This window comes from Serratia sp. 4542, from assembly GCF_016805595.1.
In the GTDB taxonomy this organism is placed as follows: domain Bacteria; phylum Pseudomonadota; class Gammaproteobacteria; order Enterobacterales; family Enterobacteriaceae; genus Serratia; species Serratia nevei.
In genome coordinates this window covers 684117-699087 of sequence record NZ_RXKV01000010.1, presented here as the reverse complement: position 1 = coordinate 699087, position 14971 = coordinate 684117, and the positions used below count along the sequence as shown (strand labels likewise).

Annotated in this window: 15 protein-coding genes; 7 read left to right on the top strand and 8 right to left on the bottom strand. The window is 61.3% G+C overall.

Annotated elements, in window-relative coordinates:
• Positions 1-58: 58 nt before the first annotated feature.
• The 3 genes from pspC to pspA form a co-directional block, all read right to left on the bottom strand.
• The gene (gene pspC, locus EKL15_RS15590; RefSeq protein ID WP_004930552.1) at positions 59-418 is read right to left on the bottom strand and encodes an envelope stress response membrane protein PspC; all 360 of its coding nucleotides are present in this window, start codon (positions 416-418) and stop codon (positions 59-61) included.
• On the bottom strand, positions 418-645 hold the full coding sequence (gene pspB / locus EKL15_RS15585; RefSeq protein WP_039565931.1) for an envelope stress response membrane protein PspB: 228 nt from the start codon (positions 643-645) through the stop codon (positions 418-420). The genes pspC and pspB overlap by 1 nt, the downstream gene beginning before the upstream one ends.
• A gap of 63 nt (positions 646-708) precedes the next feature.
• Entirely contained in the window at positions 709-1374 is a 666-nt protein-coding gene (gene pspA / locus EKL15_RS15580; protein WP_025303000.1) for a phage shock protein PspA, read from the bottom strand.
• A gap of 184 nt (positions 1375-1558) precedes the next feature.
• Between pspA and pspF the strand changes: the two genes are divergently transcribed.
• On the top strand, positions 1559-2566 hold the full coding sequence (gene pspF, locus EKL15_RS15575) for a phage shock protein operon transcriptional activator (protein ID WP_100395716.1): 1008 nt from the start codon (positions 1559-1561) through the stop codon (positions 2564-2566).
• A 194-nt stretch (positions 2567-2760) separates the two neighbouring features.
• Here pspF and zigA read toward each other — a convergent pair whose 3' ends face one another.
• The 3 genes from zigA to folE2 are packed head-to-tail and all read right to left on the bottom strand — an operon-like array spanning position 2761 to position 5435.
• The gene (gene zigA / locus EKL15_RS15570; protein ID WP_084827731.1) at positions 2761-3948 is read right to left on the bottom strand and encodes a zinc metallochaperone GTPase ZigA; all 1188 of its coding nucleotides are present in this window, start codon (positions 3946-3948) and stop codon (positions 2761-2763) included.
• Positions 3949-3958: 10 nt separating this feature from the next.
• The gene (locus EKL15_RS15565) at positions 3959-4519 is read right to left on the bottom strand and encodes a carbonate dehydratase (protein ID WP_100395715.1); all 561 of its coding nucleotides are present in this window, start codon (positions 4517-4519) and stop codon (positions 3959-3961) included.
• The gene (gene folE2 / locus EKL15_RS15560) at positions 4509-5435 is read right to left on the bottom strand and encodes a GTP cyclohydrolase FolE2 (protein WP_100395714.1); all 927 of its coding nucleotides are present in this window, start codon (positions 5433-5435) and stop codon (positions 4509-4511) included. Before folE2 ends, EKL15_RS15565 begins: the two co-directional genes overlap by 11 nt.
• A gap of 204 nt (positions 5436-5639) precedes the next feature.
• Between folE2 and sapA the strand changes: the two genes are divergently transcribed.
• The 6 genes from sapA (at position 5640) to EKL15_RS15530 (ending at position 12541) form a co-directional block, all read left to right on the top strand.
• Entirely contained in the window at positions 5640-7289 is a 1650-nt protein-coding gene (gene sapA / locus EKL15_RS15555) for an ABC transporter substrate-binding protein SapA (RefSeq protein ID WP_060418574.1), read from the top strand.
• Entirely contained in the window at positions 7286-8251 is a 966-nt protein-coding gene (sapB, locus tag EKL15_RS15550; RefSeq protein ID WP_004930575.1) for a putrescine export ABC transporter permease SapB, read from the top strand. Before sapA ends, sapB begins: the two co-directional genes overlap by 4 nt.
• Entirely contained in the window at positions 8238-9128 is an 891-nt protein-coding gene (gene sapC / locus EKL15_RS15545) for a putrescine export ABC transporter permease SapC (RefSeq protein WP_060418571.1), read from the top strand. The genes sapB and sapC overlap by 14 nt, the downstream gene beginning before the upstream one ends.
• On the top strand, positions 9128-10120 hold the full coding sequence (gene sapD / locus EKL15_RS15540; RefSeq protein WP_019452674.1) for a putrescine export ABC transporter ATP-binding protein SapD: 993 nt from the start codon (positions 9128-9130) through the stop codon (positions 10118-10120). The genes sapC and sapD overlap by 1 nt, the downstream gene beginning before the upstream one ends.
• Before the next feature lies 1 nt (position 10121).
• Positions 10122-10934: a putrescine export ABC transporter ATP-binding protein SapF gene (gene sapF / locus EKL15_RS15535; protein WP_033648455.1), complete on the top strand. Its 813-nt coding sequence runs from the start codon at positions 10122-10124 to the stop codon at positions 10932-10934.
• A 422-nt stretch (positions 10935-11356) separates the two neighbouring features.
• Positions 11357-12541, top strand: a complete 1185-nt coding sequence (locus EKL15_RS15530; RefSeq protein WP_203089875.1) for a carboxymuconolactone decarboxylase family protein — start codon at positions 11357-11359, stop codon at positions 12539-12541.
• A 43-nt stretch (positions 12542-12584) separates the two neighbouring features.
• Here EKL15_RS15530 and EKL15_RS15525 read toward each other — a convergent pair whose 3' ends face one another.
• Positions 12585-13490 (bottom strand): LysR family transcriptional regulator, encoded by a 906-nt coding sequence (locus EKL15_RS15525; RefSeq protein WP_025303008.1) that lies wholly within the window; start codon positions 13488-13490, stop codon positions 12585-12587.
• Positions 13491-13554: 64 nt separating this feature from the next.
• Complete coding sequence (gene dacD / locus EKL15_RS15520; RefSeq protein WP_336948146.1) at positions 13555-14724, bottom strand: serine-type D-Ala-D-Ala carboxypeptidase DacD; 1170 nt, start codon at positions 14722-14724, stop codon at positions 13555-13557.
• Between the last annotated feature and the right edge of the window lie 247 nt (positions 14725-14971).

The window sequence follows — 14971 nt, the reverse complement described above, 5'->3', positions numbered from 1 at the left end:
TATGGGATAACGGCGGCGAAGATACCCGGCCTGTGCAGGCCGGGTATCGCAAGAAGGGTTACAGCTTGCGGAAACGGCTCTGTACGCCGAAGGTATCGGACGTCACGTAGCGCTCGACCTGACGCAGCTGCTGCTCGCCGCTGCCCAGCTCATACTCCAGCTGATCGAGCAGCTGGCGCGGCGTCTTCTGATGCTCGCCTTCGAAACGGCTGGCCGGCGCTTCATCCAACACGAACACCAGCGCGATATAGGCCACCAGCGTGAAGAAGAACAGCCCGAAGAACAGCGACAGCACCACCATCACGCGGATCAGGCGCACCGGCACGTCGAAATAGTGGGCCAAACCGGCGCAGACGCCTTTCACCATGCCTTCTTCGGGAACGCGATAAAGCTTTTTACTGCCCAGCGTCGTGCTCATCAGGACTGTCTCCAGTTCGGGTGTTCCGTATCGAGGATCTCTTCCAACGCCTGAATGCGTTCACGCATGCGTTTGGCGTCTTCCGCCAGCTGCGCCAGGCGCTGCATTTCTTGCTGACTCAGCTGGATGCCGGTCTGTTGCCGATTGCTGTAATGCAGCCAAAGCCAAATCGGCGCGACAAACAGCACGAAAATTGTCAGCGGAATGGCAAGTAATAAAGCACTCATTGTTATTCCTTCTTATCGGGTCCTGGATAGGCGGCCACCTCCGGCGTGTGGCCGCGGTTCGCCTTACTCTGAGCGGTTCATTTTGGCTTTCAGCGCCGCCAGTTGCTCACTGATGGCGTCGTCGGCCTTCAGTTCGGCAAACTCTTGGTCCAGCGACTTCTTTTTACCGATGCTGATGCTTTCCGCCTCGGCTTCCATGTGGTCGATACGGCGCTCGAACTGTTCGAAACGCGCCATCGCCTCATCCAGCTTGCCGCTGTCGAGCTGGCGGCGCACGTCACGGGAAGAAGACGCGGCCTGATGACGCAGCGCCAGCGCCTGCTGCCGCGCGCGGGTTTCGGTCAGCTTGTTTTCCAGCTCGCCGATTTCGCTCTTCATGCGCGCCAGCGTTTCTTCTACGGTCGCCACTTCCTGCGTCAGCGTGGCGATCAGATCGGCCACCTTTTGTTTTTCGATCAGCGCCGCACGGGCCAAGTCTTCTTTATCTTTGCGCAGCGCCAGTTCGGCTTTTTCCTGCCAGTCGCTTACCTGGTTTTCACCCTGCTCGATGCGACGCAGCAGCTGCTTTTTCTCCGCCAGTGCGCGCGCCGACGTAGAGCGAACTTCAACCAGCGTGTCTTCCATCTCTTGGATCATCAACCGCACCAGCTTCTGCGGATCTTCCGCCTTGTCCAGCAGGGTGTTGATGTTGGCGTTCACGATGTCGGCAAAACGAGAAAAAATACCCATAATTCACTTCCTCTTGGTTCTGATGGCGTCTGAAGCGCCGCGTTAAGTCGTACAGCTTGCCCAAAGATATAATCAAAACCCGTGCCAACTTTTATATTATTGAAAAGTAACGAATATTATTTTTTGACTCTCTGCGCGCTTGCTGTAGAGTGATTATTTTCACCAAACATTGGCGAATTTCATCATGAACGAACAGCCAGAGAATTTGTTGGGCGAGGCAAACGCCTTTGTCGAAGTCTTGGAGCAAGTCTCCCAGGTCGCCAAGCTGAACAAGCCGGTGCTGGTGATCGGCGAGCGCGGCACCGGCAAGGAGCTGATCGCCCACCGTCTGCACTACCTCTCCAACCGCTGGCAAGGGCCGTTCATCTCGCTTAACTGCGCGGCGCTGAATGAAAACCTGCTGGATTCCGAGCTGTTCGGTCACGAGGCCGGCGCGTTTACCGGCGCGCAAAAGCGCCATCTGGGGCGCTTCGAGCGCGCCGACGGCGGCACGCTGTTTCTCGATGAGCTGGCGACCGCGCCGATGCTGGTGCAGGAGAAATTGCTGCGGGTGATCGAATACGGCCAGCTGGAGCGCGTGGGCGGCAGCCAGCCGCTGCGGGTGGATGTGCGCCTGGTGTGCGCCACCAACGACGATCTGCCGGCGCTGGCGGCGGCAGGCAAGTTCCGCGCCGATCTGCTGGATCGGCTGGCGTTCGACGTGGTGCAGCTGCCGCCGCTGCGCCAACGGCGGCCCGATATCATGCTGTTGGCCGAGCATTTCGCCATTCAAATGTGCCGCGAGCTGGCGCTGCCGCTGTTTCCAGGCTTTACCGAGCATGCCAGGCGAACGTTGCTCGAGTATGGCTGGCCGGGCAACGTGCGCGAACTGAAAAACGTGGTGGAGCGCTCGGTTTATCGCCACGGCGACAGCGACAGCCCGCTGGACGACATCGTCATCAACCCGTTTGCGCCACGCGAGGCCACGCCGGTCGCGCCCGTTCCTGAAGACGCCGGCGCGTTACCGCCGCTACCGCTGGATTTGAAACACTGGCAGCTCGAGCAGGAGAAGGCATTGATCGAAGCGGCGCTGCAGCAGGGGCGCTTCAATCAGCGCAAGGCGGCGCAGCTGCTGGGGCTCACCTATCACCAGCTGCGCGGCATGCTGAAAAAGCATGTGCTGCTGCAAAATGGCGAAGCGGACGAGGAATAACAGGCAAAAAAAAAAGCCAGCACCCGAGCTGGCTTAAAAAACACTGGAAGCAATGTGAGCAATGTCGTGCCTTCCACATCAGAGCCGCAAACTGTGGCCTTCCGTGAACTGCCAGGCGATGATAATAGTTATCAGTATCGCCTGTAAAGCACTTTGTTGAGAATTTTTCTCATTACCACACGAAGATTGCGCAATTACCACTCAGGGAACGGGTCTGCCATGTCCAGCCAATAGTCCACGCCGGCGGCCATTTCATCGTCGCTCAGCAGGCAGTCGTCCAGCATACGCACGATCGTCGCCTGCTGCAGATGCTGGCCGATAAACACCAGTTCCTGGCGCATATCGCCGAACGGCTCCACCCATTTTTCCTGAATGTGCGCCCGCGCTTCGGGATCCTGCGGCCAATTATCTTGCGGAATGGCGCGCCAAAAGGTGCCCGCGAGGCCGTAGTGGGCGATGCCCCCTGCCTGGCTCCACTGCCCGGCCTGCCGCGGCCGCGTCGCCAGCCAGAAAAAGCCTTTCGAGCGCAGCAACTTGCCGCCGCCCCAATCGCCGTTGATCACGCGGTAAAACTTGTCCGGCGCAAACGGCCGCCGCGCCTGGTAGACGAAGCTGCTGATGCCGTAGTTTTCCGTTTCCGGCACGTGTTCGCCGCGCAGTTCTTTCAGCCAGCCGGGCGCCTGCTGCGCCTTTTCAAAGCTGAAGCTGCCGGTATTCAGCACCGCCTCCAGCGGCAGTTTGCCCGGCGCGATCGGCACAATGCGGGCATCGGGGTTCAGGCTGGCCAGCAGCGCCATCACTTCGCCTTGCTGGGATGGCGTCAACAGATCGGTCTTGCTGACCAGGATCACGTCGCAGAACTCAATTTGCTCAATCAGCAGATCCGCCACGCTGCGCAGATCGTCCTCGCCCAGGCTTTGGCCGGCCTCCTGCAAGCTTTGCGCCTGCTGGTACTGCTGGATGAAATTCACCCCGTCGACCACCGTCACCAGGGTATCCAGCCGGGCGAACTGCGACAGGCTTTCGCCCTTTTCGTCCTCAAAGGTAAAGGTTTCCGCCACCGGCAGCGGCTCGGAGATGCCGCTCGATTCGATCAGCAGGTAATCGAAACGCCCGTCCTGCGCCAGCTCACGCACCGAGACCAGCAGGTCTTCGCGCAGCGTGCAGCAAATGCAGCCGTTGCTCATCTCCACCAGCTTCTCTTCCTGGCGATCGAGATGCACGGCATTTTCCACCAGCGCGGCGTCGATGTTCACCTCACTCATATCGTTGACGATCACCGCCACGCGCATACCCTGCCGGTTGTTCAGGATGTGGTTCAGCACCGTGGTTTTGCCGGCGCCGAGAAAGCCGGAAAGCACGGTCACGGGAAGTTGTTTCATGGGAGCCTCATTAAAATTCATTGCGTAATGCCTGGTAACCGTGCACCAGCTCAACGTTGGTGGCGGCCACTTCTTCCGAAAACTGCAGCGCGCCGCGATCGACCTGGCGATAGCGCGACAGGTCGCTGTCCGGCCCTACGCGCTCGGTCGAGGGGATATAGCGGTTTTCAGGCAGCGTCACGCCGTCCACCACCGCGTTGTAACGCACCACGCAGCCGGACTGGATATGGCAGTTGAACAGCACGCTGTTGAAACCGATAAACACCCGATCGTCGATGCGACACGGGCCGTGAACGATGGCGCGGTGGGCGATCGAGCTGTAACGGCCAATGGTGACCGCCGCCCCGCTCTTGGAGTGGATCACCACGCCGTCCTGAATATTGGAGTGCGAGCCGATGACGATCGGCTCCATGTCGCCGGCGGCGTTCAACTCGTCGGCGCGGATCACCGCATAAGGGCCGACGTAAACGAAATCTTCGACGATCACCCGGCCGCAAATAATGGCGGTGGGATCGATGTAGGCCAGCGGCGAGACCTGCGGCAGATGGCCGCTGGGATTTTTACGCAGCATGATTTTCTCCCCGCCAGCTCAACTCCGCCACCGCATTGTGGGCATGCAGGCTCTCCTGATGCTCGACGCGCAGCGAGAAGGCGCGGTAATCGCACTGGCTGCGCAGCATGCGATACAGACGGCGCGCCGCATCTTCGCAAAACATCAGGTTCTGACCGTTGGCCAGCGCGAAGGCCTGCTCGTCGCGGCGTTTCACCAGCGTTTGTACCGGCGTGCCCAGCGCGTGTTCGATGCGGTCGATCAATTTCACCGGTTCGAACGCCCGTTCATTCTCGGGCGTCACGGTGACCCAGGCCCAGCTGCGCTGGCTGTGAGGGGTGGCCGGCATTCCCTGCTCCAACAGCCACTCGCTCACCTGGCGTTGGCTGACCCGCTCCGCCGCCTGTTCAAAATCAAACTGAAACTGTTGCTGCGCCAACTGACGGCTGAGCGCCGCCGAACTCGGGCAGGTAGAGGAGTAAGGCACACCGACGGTCAGCGCCAGCGTCAGCGTGTTCGTCAGGGTCGCCTCGATGCGCAGCGGGTAAGCCTTCCAGCCGCGCTGCGGCGAAAGCAACGCCGGGCGAGACAACAGCAGCTCGCCGCTGAGCGTCAGGCTGGCGCGATCGCTGTGTTCCGGCTGCGAATCCAGAAAGGCCTGCAGCGTTCGGCCGATGCGCTGCGGCGTCAGCTCACCCTGCGTCAATTCATCCAGCGCCAGATACAGACGCGACATGTGAATACCGCGTTCGCCCGCCGCTTCGGCGCGCAGGTTGATGCCGGCGTCGACTGTGGCCATCAGTGGCTTGCCGGCCAGCTCCAGCGGCAGTGCGATCCCTTGCATCCCGACCCAATCGAGCCCGACATCACTCATTTCGCCGCGCCATGCCTGAGCGTCCGGCAGCGAACGGCGTGGTGGAAGTGCAACTTCGTTCATACATCCCCTTGCGTTATTGTGACTTTGCCGGGGAACGGTATCATGGTTTTGTTATGTTATAACATATCAAATAAGATTTTTTTCACGCAGTTGGGCGACCTGATTAATCAAGTAGCAGAAAACTCAGCGATTTTGCTCAATGGATTGGGCTGCCGGTCAGAGTGCGATACACTAACGCTATTGCTGATTAACCCATGAGCCCCTATGCGTGGTTTACCCCTTTGGATAGTGTCGTTGTGCTTTACCGGCTCCGCCTTGGCCGCGACAACACCGCCCGCGCCCGCCGCGGCGCCGCTGCCGGACATTCGCCAGAGCGGCTTTGTCTATTGCGTCAGCGGCATACTGAATACCTTTAACCCGCAAATGGCCAGCAGCGGCCTGACGGTGGATACCCTGGCCGCCCAGCTGTACGATCGCCTGCTGGATGTCGATCCCTACACCTACCGGCTGATCCCCGAGCTGGCGCAAAGCTGGGAAGTGTTGGACAACGGCGCCACCTACCGCTTCCATCTGCGCAAGGACGTGCCGTTCCAGACCACCGCCTGGTTCACGCCCACCCGCAAGATGAACGCCGACGACGTGGTGTTCAGCTTCGCGCGCGTATTTGACCAAAAACACCCGTATCACGACGTCAACGGCGGCGAATACCCCTATTTCGACAGCCTGCAGTTCGGTGATTCGGTGCAGAGCGTGAGAAAGCTCGACGACTACACGGTGGAGATCCGCCTGCAGTCGCCGGACGCCTCGTTCCTGTGGCACCTGGCGACCCACTACGCGCCGGTGCTGTCCGCTGAATACGCCGACACGCTGACGCGCGAAGGCCACCAGGAGCTGATCGACCGCGAGCCGGTCGGCAGCGGCCCGTTCCTGCTCAATGAATACCGCTCGGGGCAATATATTCGCCTGGCGCGCAACGCCGCCTACTGGAAAGGCCTGCCGCGCATGCCGCAGGTGGTGATCGATCTGGGCGCAGGCGGCACCGGCCGCCTTTCCAAGCTGCTGACCGGCGAATGCGACGTGCTGGCCTATCCGGCGGCCAGCCAGCTGTCTATCCTGCGCGACGATCCGCGCCTGCGCCTGACGCTGCGTCCGGGGATGAACATCGCCTACCTGGCGTTCAACACCCGCAAACCGCCGCTCGACAACCTCAACGTGCGCCAGGCGATCTCGCTGGCGATCAACAACCAGCGGTTGATGCAGTCGATCTATTACGGCACGGCGGAAACCGCCGCCTCAATCCTGCCGCGCGCCTCCTGGGCCTATGACAACGACGCGCACGTCACGGAGTACGATCCGGCCAAATCGCGCGAGATGCTGCGGCAGGCCGGCGTCGGCCAGCTGAACCTGAAGCTGTGGGTGCCGACCGCCTCGCAATCTTACAACCCGAGCCCGCTGAAAACCGCCGAGCTGATCCAGGCCGATCTCGGCCAGGTGGGCATCAACGTCACCATCGTGCCGGTAGAGGGGCGCTTCCAGGAGGCGCGCCTGATGGAGATGAACCACGATCTGACCCTGACCGGCTGGGCCACCGACAGCAACGACCCGGACAGCTTCTTCCGGCCGCTGCTGAGCTGCGCGGCAATCCGTTCGCAAACCAACTATGCTCACTGGTGTGACCCGGGCTTCGACGAGGTGTTGCAGAACGCGCTGTTGTCGCAGCAGCTGTCTCAGCGCATCGACAACTACCGTAAGGCGCAGAAGATCCTCGAGCAGCAACTGCCGGTGCTGCCGCTGGCCTCTTCCCTGCGGCTGCAGGCCTACCGCTACGACATCAAGGGATTGGTGCTGAGCCCGTTCGGCAACGCCTCGTTCGCCGGGGTGTACCGTGAATCCGCGCCGGAGGTGAAAAAGTGATTATCTTTACCCTGCGCCGCATTCTGCTGCTGCTGATCACGCTGTTCTTCCTGACGCTGGTCAGCTTCAGCCTGAGCTATTTCACGCCGCGCGCGCCGCTGAACGGCGCCGCCCTGCTGGACGCCTATCAGTTCTACTTCGTCAGCCTGTTGCACTGGGACTTCGGCGTCTCCAGCATCAACGGCCAGGCGATCAGCGAACAGCTGCGCGAAGTGTTCCCGGCTACCATGGAACTGTGCCTGCTGGCCTTCGCCCTGGCGCTGTTTATCGGCATTCCGCTGGGCATCATCGCCGGCGTGCTGCGCGGCAAATGGCAGGACACCGCCATCAGCACCTTCGCGCTGCTGGGCTTTTCGATGCCGGTGTTCTGGCTGGCGCTGCTGCTGATGCTGTTCTTCTCGCTGCACCTGGGCTGGCTGCCGGTTTCCGGCCGTTTCGACCTGCTGTATCAGGTGAAGCCGATCACCGGGTTCGCGCTGATTGACGCCTGGCTGTCGGACTCGCCATACCGCGCCGAGATGATCGGCAGCGCCCTGCGCCACATGATCCTGCCGATCGCCGCGCTGGCGGTGGCGCCCACCACCGAAGTGGTGCGCCTGATGCGCATCAGCACCGACGACGTGCTGAGCCAAAACTACATCAAGGCCGCCGCCACCCGCGGCCTGTCACGCTTCACCATCATTCGCCGCCACGTCTTGCACAATGCGCTTCCGCCAATCGTGCCCAAGCTGGGGCTGCAGTTCTCCACCATGCTCACGCTCGCGATGATCACCGAAGTGGTGTTCAGCTGGCCGGGCCTCGGCCGGTGGCTGATCAACGCCATTCGCCAGCAGGACTATGCGGCGATCTCCGCCGGCGTCATGGTGGTCGGCACGCTGGTGATCACCATTAACGTCCTGGCCGACATTCTGGGTGCGGCAACCAACCCGCTGAAACATAAGGAATGGTATGCCCTTCGATAACGTATACCGCGAGAAAAAGATGCCGAGCCCGCTGCGCTACACCTGGCGGATTTTCTACGGCGACGCGCTGGCGATGATCGGTTTTTACGGCGTGATCGCCCTGCTGCTGCTGTCGCTGTTCGGTAGCCTGCTGGCGCCCTACGCGCTGGATCAGCAGTTCCTCGGTTATCAGCTGCTGCCGCCTTCCTGGTCACGCTACGGCAACGTGTCGTTCTTTCTCGGCACCGACGATCTCGGGCGCGACATCCTCAGCCGCCTGTTGACCGGCACTGCCGCCACCTTCGGCTCGGCGCTGGCGGTGACGCTGGCTGCGGCGTTCTGCGGGGTGATCCTCGGCGTGTTCGCCGGCGTCACTCACGGGCTGCGCTCGGCGGTGCTCAACCACATTCTCGATACCCTGCTGTCCATTCCCTCGCTGCTGCTGGCGATCGTGGTGGTGGCGTTTATCGGCCCCAAACTTGAACACGCCATGCTGGCGGTATGGCTCGCCTTGCTGCCGCGCATGGTGCGCACCATCTACAGCGCGGTGCACGACGAGCTGGATAAAGAATACGTGGTGGCGGCGCGGCTCGACGGCGCTTCCACGCTGCAGATCCTGTGGTACGCAGTGATGCCGAACATTGCGGCGGTGCTGGTGACCGAGTTCACCCGCGCGCTGTCGATGGCCATTTTGGATATTGCCGCGCTCGGCTTCCTCGATCTCGGCGCGCAGCTGCCTTCGCCGGAATGGGGAGCGATGCTCGGCGATTCGCTCGAGCTGGTGTACGTCGCGCCCTGGACGGTGATGCTGCCCGGCGCGGCCATCCTCGTCAGCGTGCTGCTGGTTAACCTGTTAGGCGACGGTATGCGCCGCGCAATCAATGCCGGGGTGGAATAATGCCGTTACTCGATATCCGCAATCTAACGATTGAATTTATGACCGCCGAAGGGCCGGTCAAGGCGGTCGATCGCGTCAGCATGACGCTGACCGAGGGCGAGGTGCGCGGCCTGGTGGGCGAATCGGGTTCCGGCAAGAGCCTGATCGCCAAAGCCATCTGCGGCGTAACCAAAGACAACTGGCGCGTCACCGCCGACCGTTTCCGCTTCGACGACATCGATCTGCTGCAGCTGAGCCCGCGCGAGCGGCGCAGGCTGGTGGGCCACAACGTCTCGATGATTTTCCAGGAGCCGCAGTCCTGTCTGGATCCTTCCGAAAGCATCGGCCGCCAGCTGGCGCAGGCCATTCCGGGCTGGACCTACAAGGGCCGCTGGTGGCAGCGCTTCAACTGGCGCAAACGCCGCGCCATCGAACTGCTGCACCGCGTCGGCATCAAGGATCACGACGACATCATGGGCAGCTTCCCGTACGAGCTGACCGAAGGTGAGTGCCAGAAAGTGATGATCGCCATCGCGCTGGCCAACCAGCCGCGCCTGCTGATCGCCGATGAGCCGACCAACGCCATGGAGCCAACCACCCAGGCGCAGATTTTCCGCCTGTTGGCGCGCCTCAACCAGAACAACAACACCACCATTTTGCTGATCAGCCACGATTTACAGATGATGAGCAAGTGGGCCGACCGGGTGAACGTGCTGTACTGCGGGCAAACGGTGGAAAGCGCCCAGTGCGAAGAGCTGCTGGCGGCGCCGCACCACCCCTACACCCAGGCGCTGATCCGCGCTATGCCGGACTTCGGCCGCTCGCTGCCGCACAAGAGCCGGTTGAACACGCTGCCGGGTGCCATTCCTTCGCTGGAACACCTGCCGATCGGCTGCCGTCTGGGGCCGCGCTGCCCTTACGCACAGAAGAAGTGCATCGAAACACCACGCCTGCGCCCGGTCAAAAACCACTTCTTCGCCTGCCACTTCCCGCTGAACATGGAGGAACAATAACATGGAAACGCTGTTGGAAGTGCGCAACCTGAGCAAAACCTACCGCTACCGCACCGGGCTGTTCCGCCGCCAGCACGTCGAGGCGGTGAAATCGGTCAGCTTTACCCTGCGCGAAGGCCAGACGCTGGCGGTAATCGGCGAGAACGGCTCCGGCAAATCCACGCTGGCGAAGATGCTCTCCGGCATGGTGGAACCGACCGCCGGCGAACTGCTGATCGACGATCATCCGCTGGAATTCGGCGATTATCGCTATCGCAGCCAGCGCATTCGCATGATTTTTCAGGATCCGAGCACCTCGCTCAATCCGCGCCAGCGCATCGGCCAGCTGCTGGACGCGCCGCTGCGGCTGAACACCAGTCTGGAACCCGCCGAGCGCGAGCAGCGCATCAACCAGACATTGCGCCAGGTCGGCATGCTGCCGGATCACGCCTACTACTATCCGCACATGCTGGCTTCCGGGCAGAAACAGCGCGTCGCGCTGGCGCGTGCGCTGATCCTGCAGCCGAAAGTGATCGTCGCCGATGAGGCGCTGGCCTCGCTGGACATGTCGATGCGCTCGCAAATCATCAACCTGATGCTTGAGCTGCAGGAAAAACACGGTATTTCCTATATCTATGTCACCCAGCACCTCGGCATGATGAAGCATATCAGCGACCAGGTGCTGGTGATGCACGAAGGGGAAATCGTCGAGCGCGGCAGCACCGCCGAGGTATTGGCGGCGCCGCTGCACGAATTGACCAAGCGACTTATCGCCAGTCACTTCGGCGAGGCGCTGACCGCCGACGCCTGGCGACGCGACGGCGGGCGTTTTTGAGCCACGTCTGTACATGCAAACCCGCTGCGGCGGGTTTTTTTATTACCGCGCGTCTTGGCCGCTTAGCCAGAAAACGCACATACAAATTACATTCTTGTTATATATCCTTATATTTTATTCCTTTCAGTTATTGATTAGTCCGTAACATTATTTTATCTCGCCAGGGCGATCGGTGAGGATATCCCCTACGTTGAGCCTCTCATACGACAGGGTATCGCACTGATGAACAGCCTTCGCCATCGCCGCCTCACGCAGTTTCTGCTCACGCTGGCCGCCGGTTTCTCTGTTTACGGCCACGCGCTGTGCTGCGATGAGCTGCGCTAAATCTGCCTTTCGCCCCGCCTGCGGGCATGTTGACTCTTTGTCCAGCCGCCGCTGCCGCACGCACCGGTGGCTGTTGCTCATGATTAAGGATTGACCCTATGGAACGACTCCGTCGACAACATAATGCCCAGTGGTATCACGAAACCCAAAGCAGCGTGCGGGGCGATGCGCCGCTGGAGCCACAGGCGGCTACCCTGCGCGATCGTTTTCTGCTGGGGTTGGGCGCCTTCGCCGATGAAGCGTTAAACGCTGCGCTCGGCGCCCGCGCCGGGGTATTCAACGCCTCGCTGGCCGGTTACCACGCCCTGTTTCCCGACCAGGTGTCGCTATCACGATACGTGACATTGTCACCCTATGATCGACTCAGCACCGCGCTGACCGTCGCTCAGGTGACCGGCGTGCAGTCGCTCTGTAGCCACTACGCCGCACGCCTCGCCCCGCTGCACAGCCCGGACGCCTCCCGTGAAAGCAATATCCGCCTCGCCCAGATCACCCAATACGCCCGCCAGCTCGCCAGCCAGCCCACGCTGATTTGCCGCAGAGCGCTGCAGCAGCTTGGCGACGTCGGGCTGAGCCCGGCGGATATCGTCACCTTTTCGCAGGTCATCGGTTTTGTCAGCTACCAAGCGCGCGTGGTGGCGGGCGTAGCGGCGTTGGCCGGCCGACCGGCGGTGGTAGTGCCCGGTTTCCCAAACGTCGAAGACGCCGATGGCGTCGCTTTCAGTGCCGAAGAGTTAAGCTGGACTGCGCGCCTGTCGCCAATCGACACGGAAGCCGCCGCCGCCGAACAGCTTGACGTGCTGGATCAGAGCCACCCGCAGGCGCGGGCCGAATCTTATTACCTGCTGCTGGCGCACGATGCCGCCGCACTGCGTGAGCGCAACGGCGTGTTTAACGGCATCAATGCCGAAGGATATGGGTTGTCGAGCCGATTGAAAGCGCTGGCGACGCTGGCGGTCTCGCGCATCAACGGCAGCCGCTACTGCGCGGCCACGGTGGCGCACGAATTGCAGGATGACAGACTGACTCAGGCGCTGTTCGCCGGGCTGCCTCAGGGATTGGCGTTTACCGAGGACACGGTCAAACGCGCGGTGATCCACACCGCCGCCGAGCTGACGCGCGCACCGGAGAAATTCACCCCGCAGAGCGTGCAACCGTTGTTCAACAGCGGTCTGAATCAGGCACAGGCGCTGGAAGTGATCCTCACTGCCGCGCTCTACGCCTGGGAAAATCGCCTGCGCCAAACGCTGGGCGATGCCGAATCTTTCATCGCCGCCGACTGAAGACCGCTACGCGGCCTGATTACCGGCCGCAATACGCCGCGTTTTAGACATTCTGCTGACGCAGCCACTCGCTGGCGGCGTCGAAGAATTTTTGCGCCAACGGCGTGGCGCGCTCTGCCATATCGACCACCACCGCCGCATGACGCGGCATGGCGCCGATGGCCACAGGACGGCGCTGCAACGCCGGCATCAGCGGCGATTGCAGCTGGCCGCGCGGAAACAGCCCGCAGCCCAGGCCGACGAAAATCCCCTCCAGCAGTTGGAAGATCGAGGCGGTTTCCAGCCGCGTGTGCAGCGTCAACCCGGCGTCGCGGAAGTGTTGATCGAGATAGCGGCGGAAATAACGCGTCGGCTCGGCCAGGCACAACGGCAAAGCGGCCACCGCTTCCAGCGGCAACGGCGTATCGCCCACCAGCTTCGGAAAGTGTTGCGGATGAAATACCAGCTCGACGCCGGTTTCCACCAGCGGTTGCGATTGGAAGTGCAGCTCCTTTAAGGTCGACAGCTCGAAAAAGCCGATGCCGATGTCGACGGTATGCGCCGTCAGCGCCTCCAGCAGCTGATCGGCGCTCAGCACCGCCAGCCGGTAATCGAGATGCGGGTAACGCTCGCTGACCGCCTTGAGCATTTCCGATACCGAGATACTGCACTGCGGCACCACGCCAAGGCGCAGCGTGCCGTGCAAGCCGTGCTTGAGCGACTCCACCTCCAGCTTCAGCCCCTGGTAAACCGAGACGATCTCACGCGCCCACGCCAGCACCCGCTCGCCTTCGGCGGTAAAACCGCCGAAATGGTTGCCGCGGTTAATCAGCGAAACACCCAGCTCTTTTTCCAGATTTTTCAATCGCATGGATAGCGTCGGCTGGCTAACGAAGCTGGCCTCCGCCGCCCGGCCGAAGTGACGTTCTCGTTCTAAATTACACAAATAAATCAGTTGTTTAATATCCATAGCGCGGCTCAATGATCGGCATTCGCACCAGTATACCACCGGGCACCGTCGTCCGCCCGGCGAGTCAGAGCTTCAGCTTCACGTAATCCACCAGGCGCGAGAACACGCCGCCCTGCGGCACCGCCTGCAGCGCCACCAGCGGCAAGGTTTTCACCACCTGGCCATTGTCGCTGATGCGGATCTCGCCAACGGTCTGCCCTTTGCCAATCGGCGCTTCCAGCCGTGCGGCATTGATCACGTACTGCGCCTTCAGCTTGTCCGCCTCGCTTTTCGGCAGGCTAAGCGACTGCTCTTGCGCGCTACCGACCGGTAACCGGTGATTCTCGCCGTACCAGACCGGCTCTTCCCCCAGACTCTGGCCGGCGCTGAACAGGTGTACGGTGGCAAAGTCGCGCAGCCCCCAAGTCAACAGCTTACGCGCCTGCTCCTCACGCCCTTTAGCGCTTTTGCCGCCCATCACCACGGCGATCAGGCGGCGATCCCCTTCGGTGGCGGAGGCGATTATGTTGAAGCCGGCCGAGGCGGTGTGCCCGGTTTTCAGCCCATCGACGTGCAGCGTCTTATCCCACAGCAGGCCATTGCGGTTCTGCTGCGTGATGCCATTCCAGGTCAGCGACTTCTCGCTGTACATATGGTATTCCGCCGGTTCACTCATAATGATGGCGCGCGCAATCACCGCCAGATCGCCGGCGGTGGTGAACTGCCCCGGTGCATCCAGCCCGTGTACCGTTTCGAAATGGGTGTTCTGCAGGCCCAGCTGCGCGCTCTTCTCGTTCATCAGCTTGACGAAGTTGGCCTGGCTGCCCGCCACATAATCCGCCATCGCTACGCAGGCGTCGTTGCCGGAATCGATGATGATACCGCGGCTGAGATCGCGTACCGTGACCCTGTCACCTGGCTTCAGGAACATCAACGAAGATCCTTTGAACACCGGGTTGCCCTGCGCCCAGGCGTCTTTCCCCACGGTGACGACATCGTCGAGGCCAATCTTGTGCTGATCGAGCGCGTGGTCGATCACCAACCCGGTCATGAGTTTGGTCAGGCTGGCCGGGTTGCGCCGTTCGTCGGCATTGCCGGCGGCCAACACCTGGCCGGTGGTGTAATCCATCAAAACGTAAGAGGCGGCGTCTATCGCCGGCGGGGTCATGGTAGGAAAATTGGGCGTCGTTTCCGACGCCTGCGCCGCTAAAGGCAGCAATATGCCGCCGATTACCACTGATACTGAACGCTTCACGCTGTGTTCCTCAGGCCCGCAGGCTGAATAAAATGCCAATATAATCCGCGAGATAGACTGCATGAATTCACTTTCAGACGAAACCATTACTCTTTTGCAGCGGGTGTCTTTATGCAACCATTTGTTTACGGCACCGCCCGCCGGCGATAGATGCGCTCTATGCCGCCATTGCCCCATTCGATTAGACGCCACCCCTCAGCGCCCCTAAACTTGTGACATAAATACGCAAGACGCATAAAAAAGCGTT

Excerpts from the sequence above, each read along its gene's own strand:
- sapF (WP_033648455.1), top strand. The coding sequence starts at position 10,122 with ATGGAAACGCTGTTGGAAGTGCGCAACCTGAGCAAAACCTACCGCTAC.
- EKL15_RS15525 (WP_025303008.1), bottom strand. The coding sequence starts at position 13,490 with ATGGATATTAAACAACTGATTTATTTGTGTAATTTAGAACGAGAACGT.
- sapD (WP_019452674.1), top strand. The coding sequence starts at position 9,128 with ATGCCGTTACTCGATATCCGCAATCTAACGATTGAATTTATGACCGCC.
- pspB (WP_039565931.1), bottom strand. The coding sequence starts at position 645 with ATGAGTGCTTTATTACTTGCCATTCCGCTGACAATTTTCGTGCTGTTT.
- folE2 (WP_100395714.1), bottom strand. The coding sequence starts at position 5,435 with ATGAACGAAGTTGCACTTCCACCACGCCGTTCGCTGCCGGACGCTCAG.
- zigA (WP_084827731.1), bottom strand. The coding sequence starts at position 3,948 with ATGAAACAACTTCCCGTGACCGTGCTTTCCGGCTTTCTCGGCGCCGGC.
- EKL15_RS15530 (WP_203089875.1), top strand. The coding sequence starts at position 11,357 with ATGGAACGACTCCGTCGACAACATAATGCCCAGTGGTATCACGAAACC.
- sapC (WP_060418571.1), top strand. The coding sequence starts at position 8,238 with ATGCCCTTCGATAACGTATACCGCGAGAAAAAGATGCCGAGCCCGCTG.
- pspF (WP_100395716.1), top strand. The coding sequence starts at position 1,559 with ATGAACGAACAGCCAGAGAATTTGTTGGGCGAGGCAAACGCCTTTGTC.
- pspC (WP_004930552.1), bottom strand. The coding sequence starts at position 418 with ATGAGCACGACGCTGGGCAGTAAAAAGCTTTATCGCGTTCCCGAAGAA.
- EKL15_RS15565 (WP_100395715.1), bottom strand. The coding sequence starts at position 4,519 with ATGCTGCGTAAAAATCCCAGCGGCCATCTGCCGCAGGTCTCGCCGCTG.
- sapA (WP_060418574.1), top strand. The coding sequence starts at position 5,640 with ATGCGTGGTTTACCCCTTTGGATAGTGTCGTTGTGCTTTACCGGCTCC.
- pspA (WP_025303000.1), bottom strand. The coding sequence starts at position 1,374 with ATGGGTATTTTTTCTCGTTTTGCCGACATCGTGAACGCCAACATCAAC.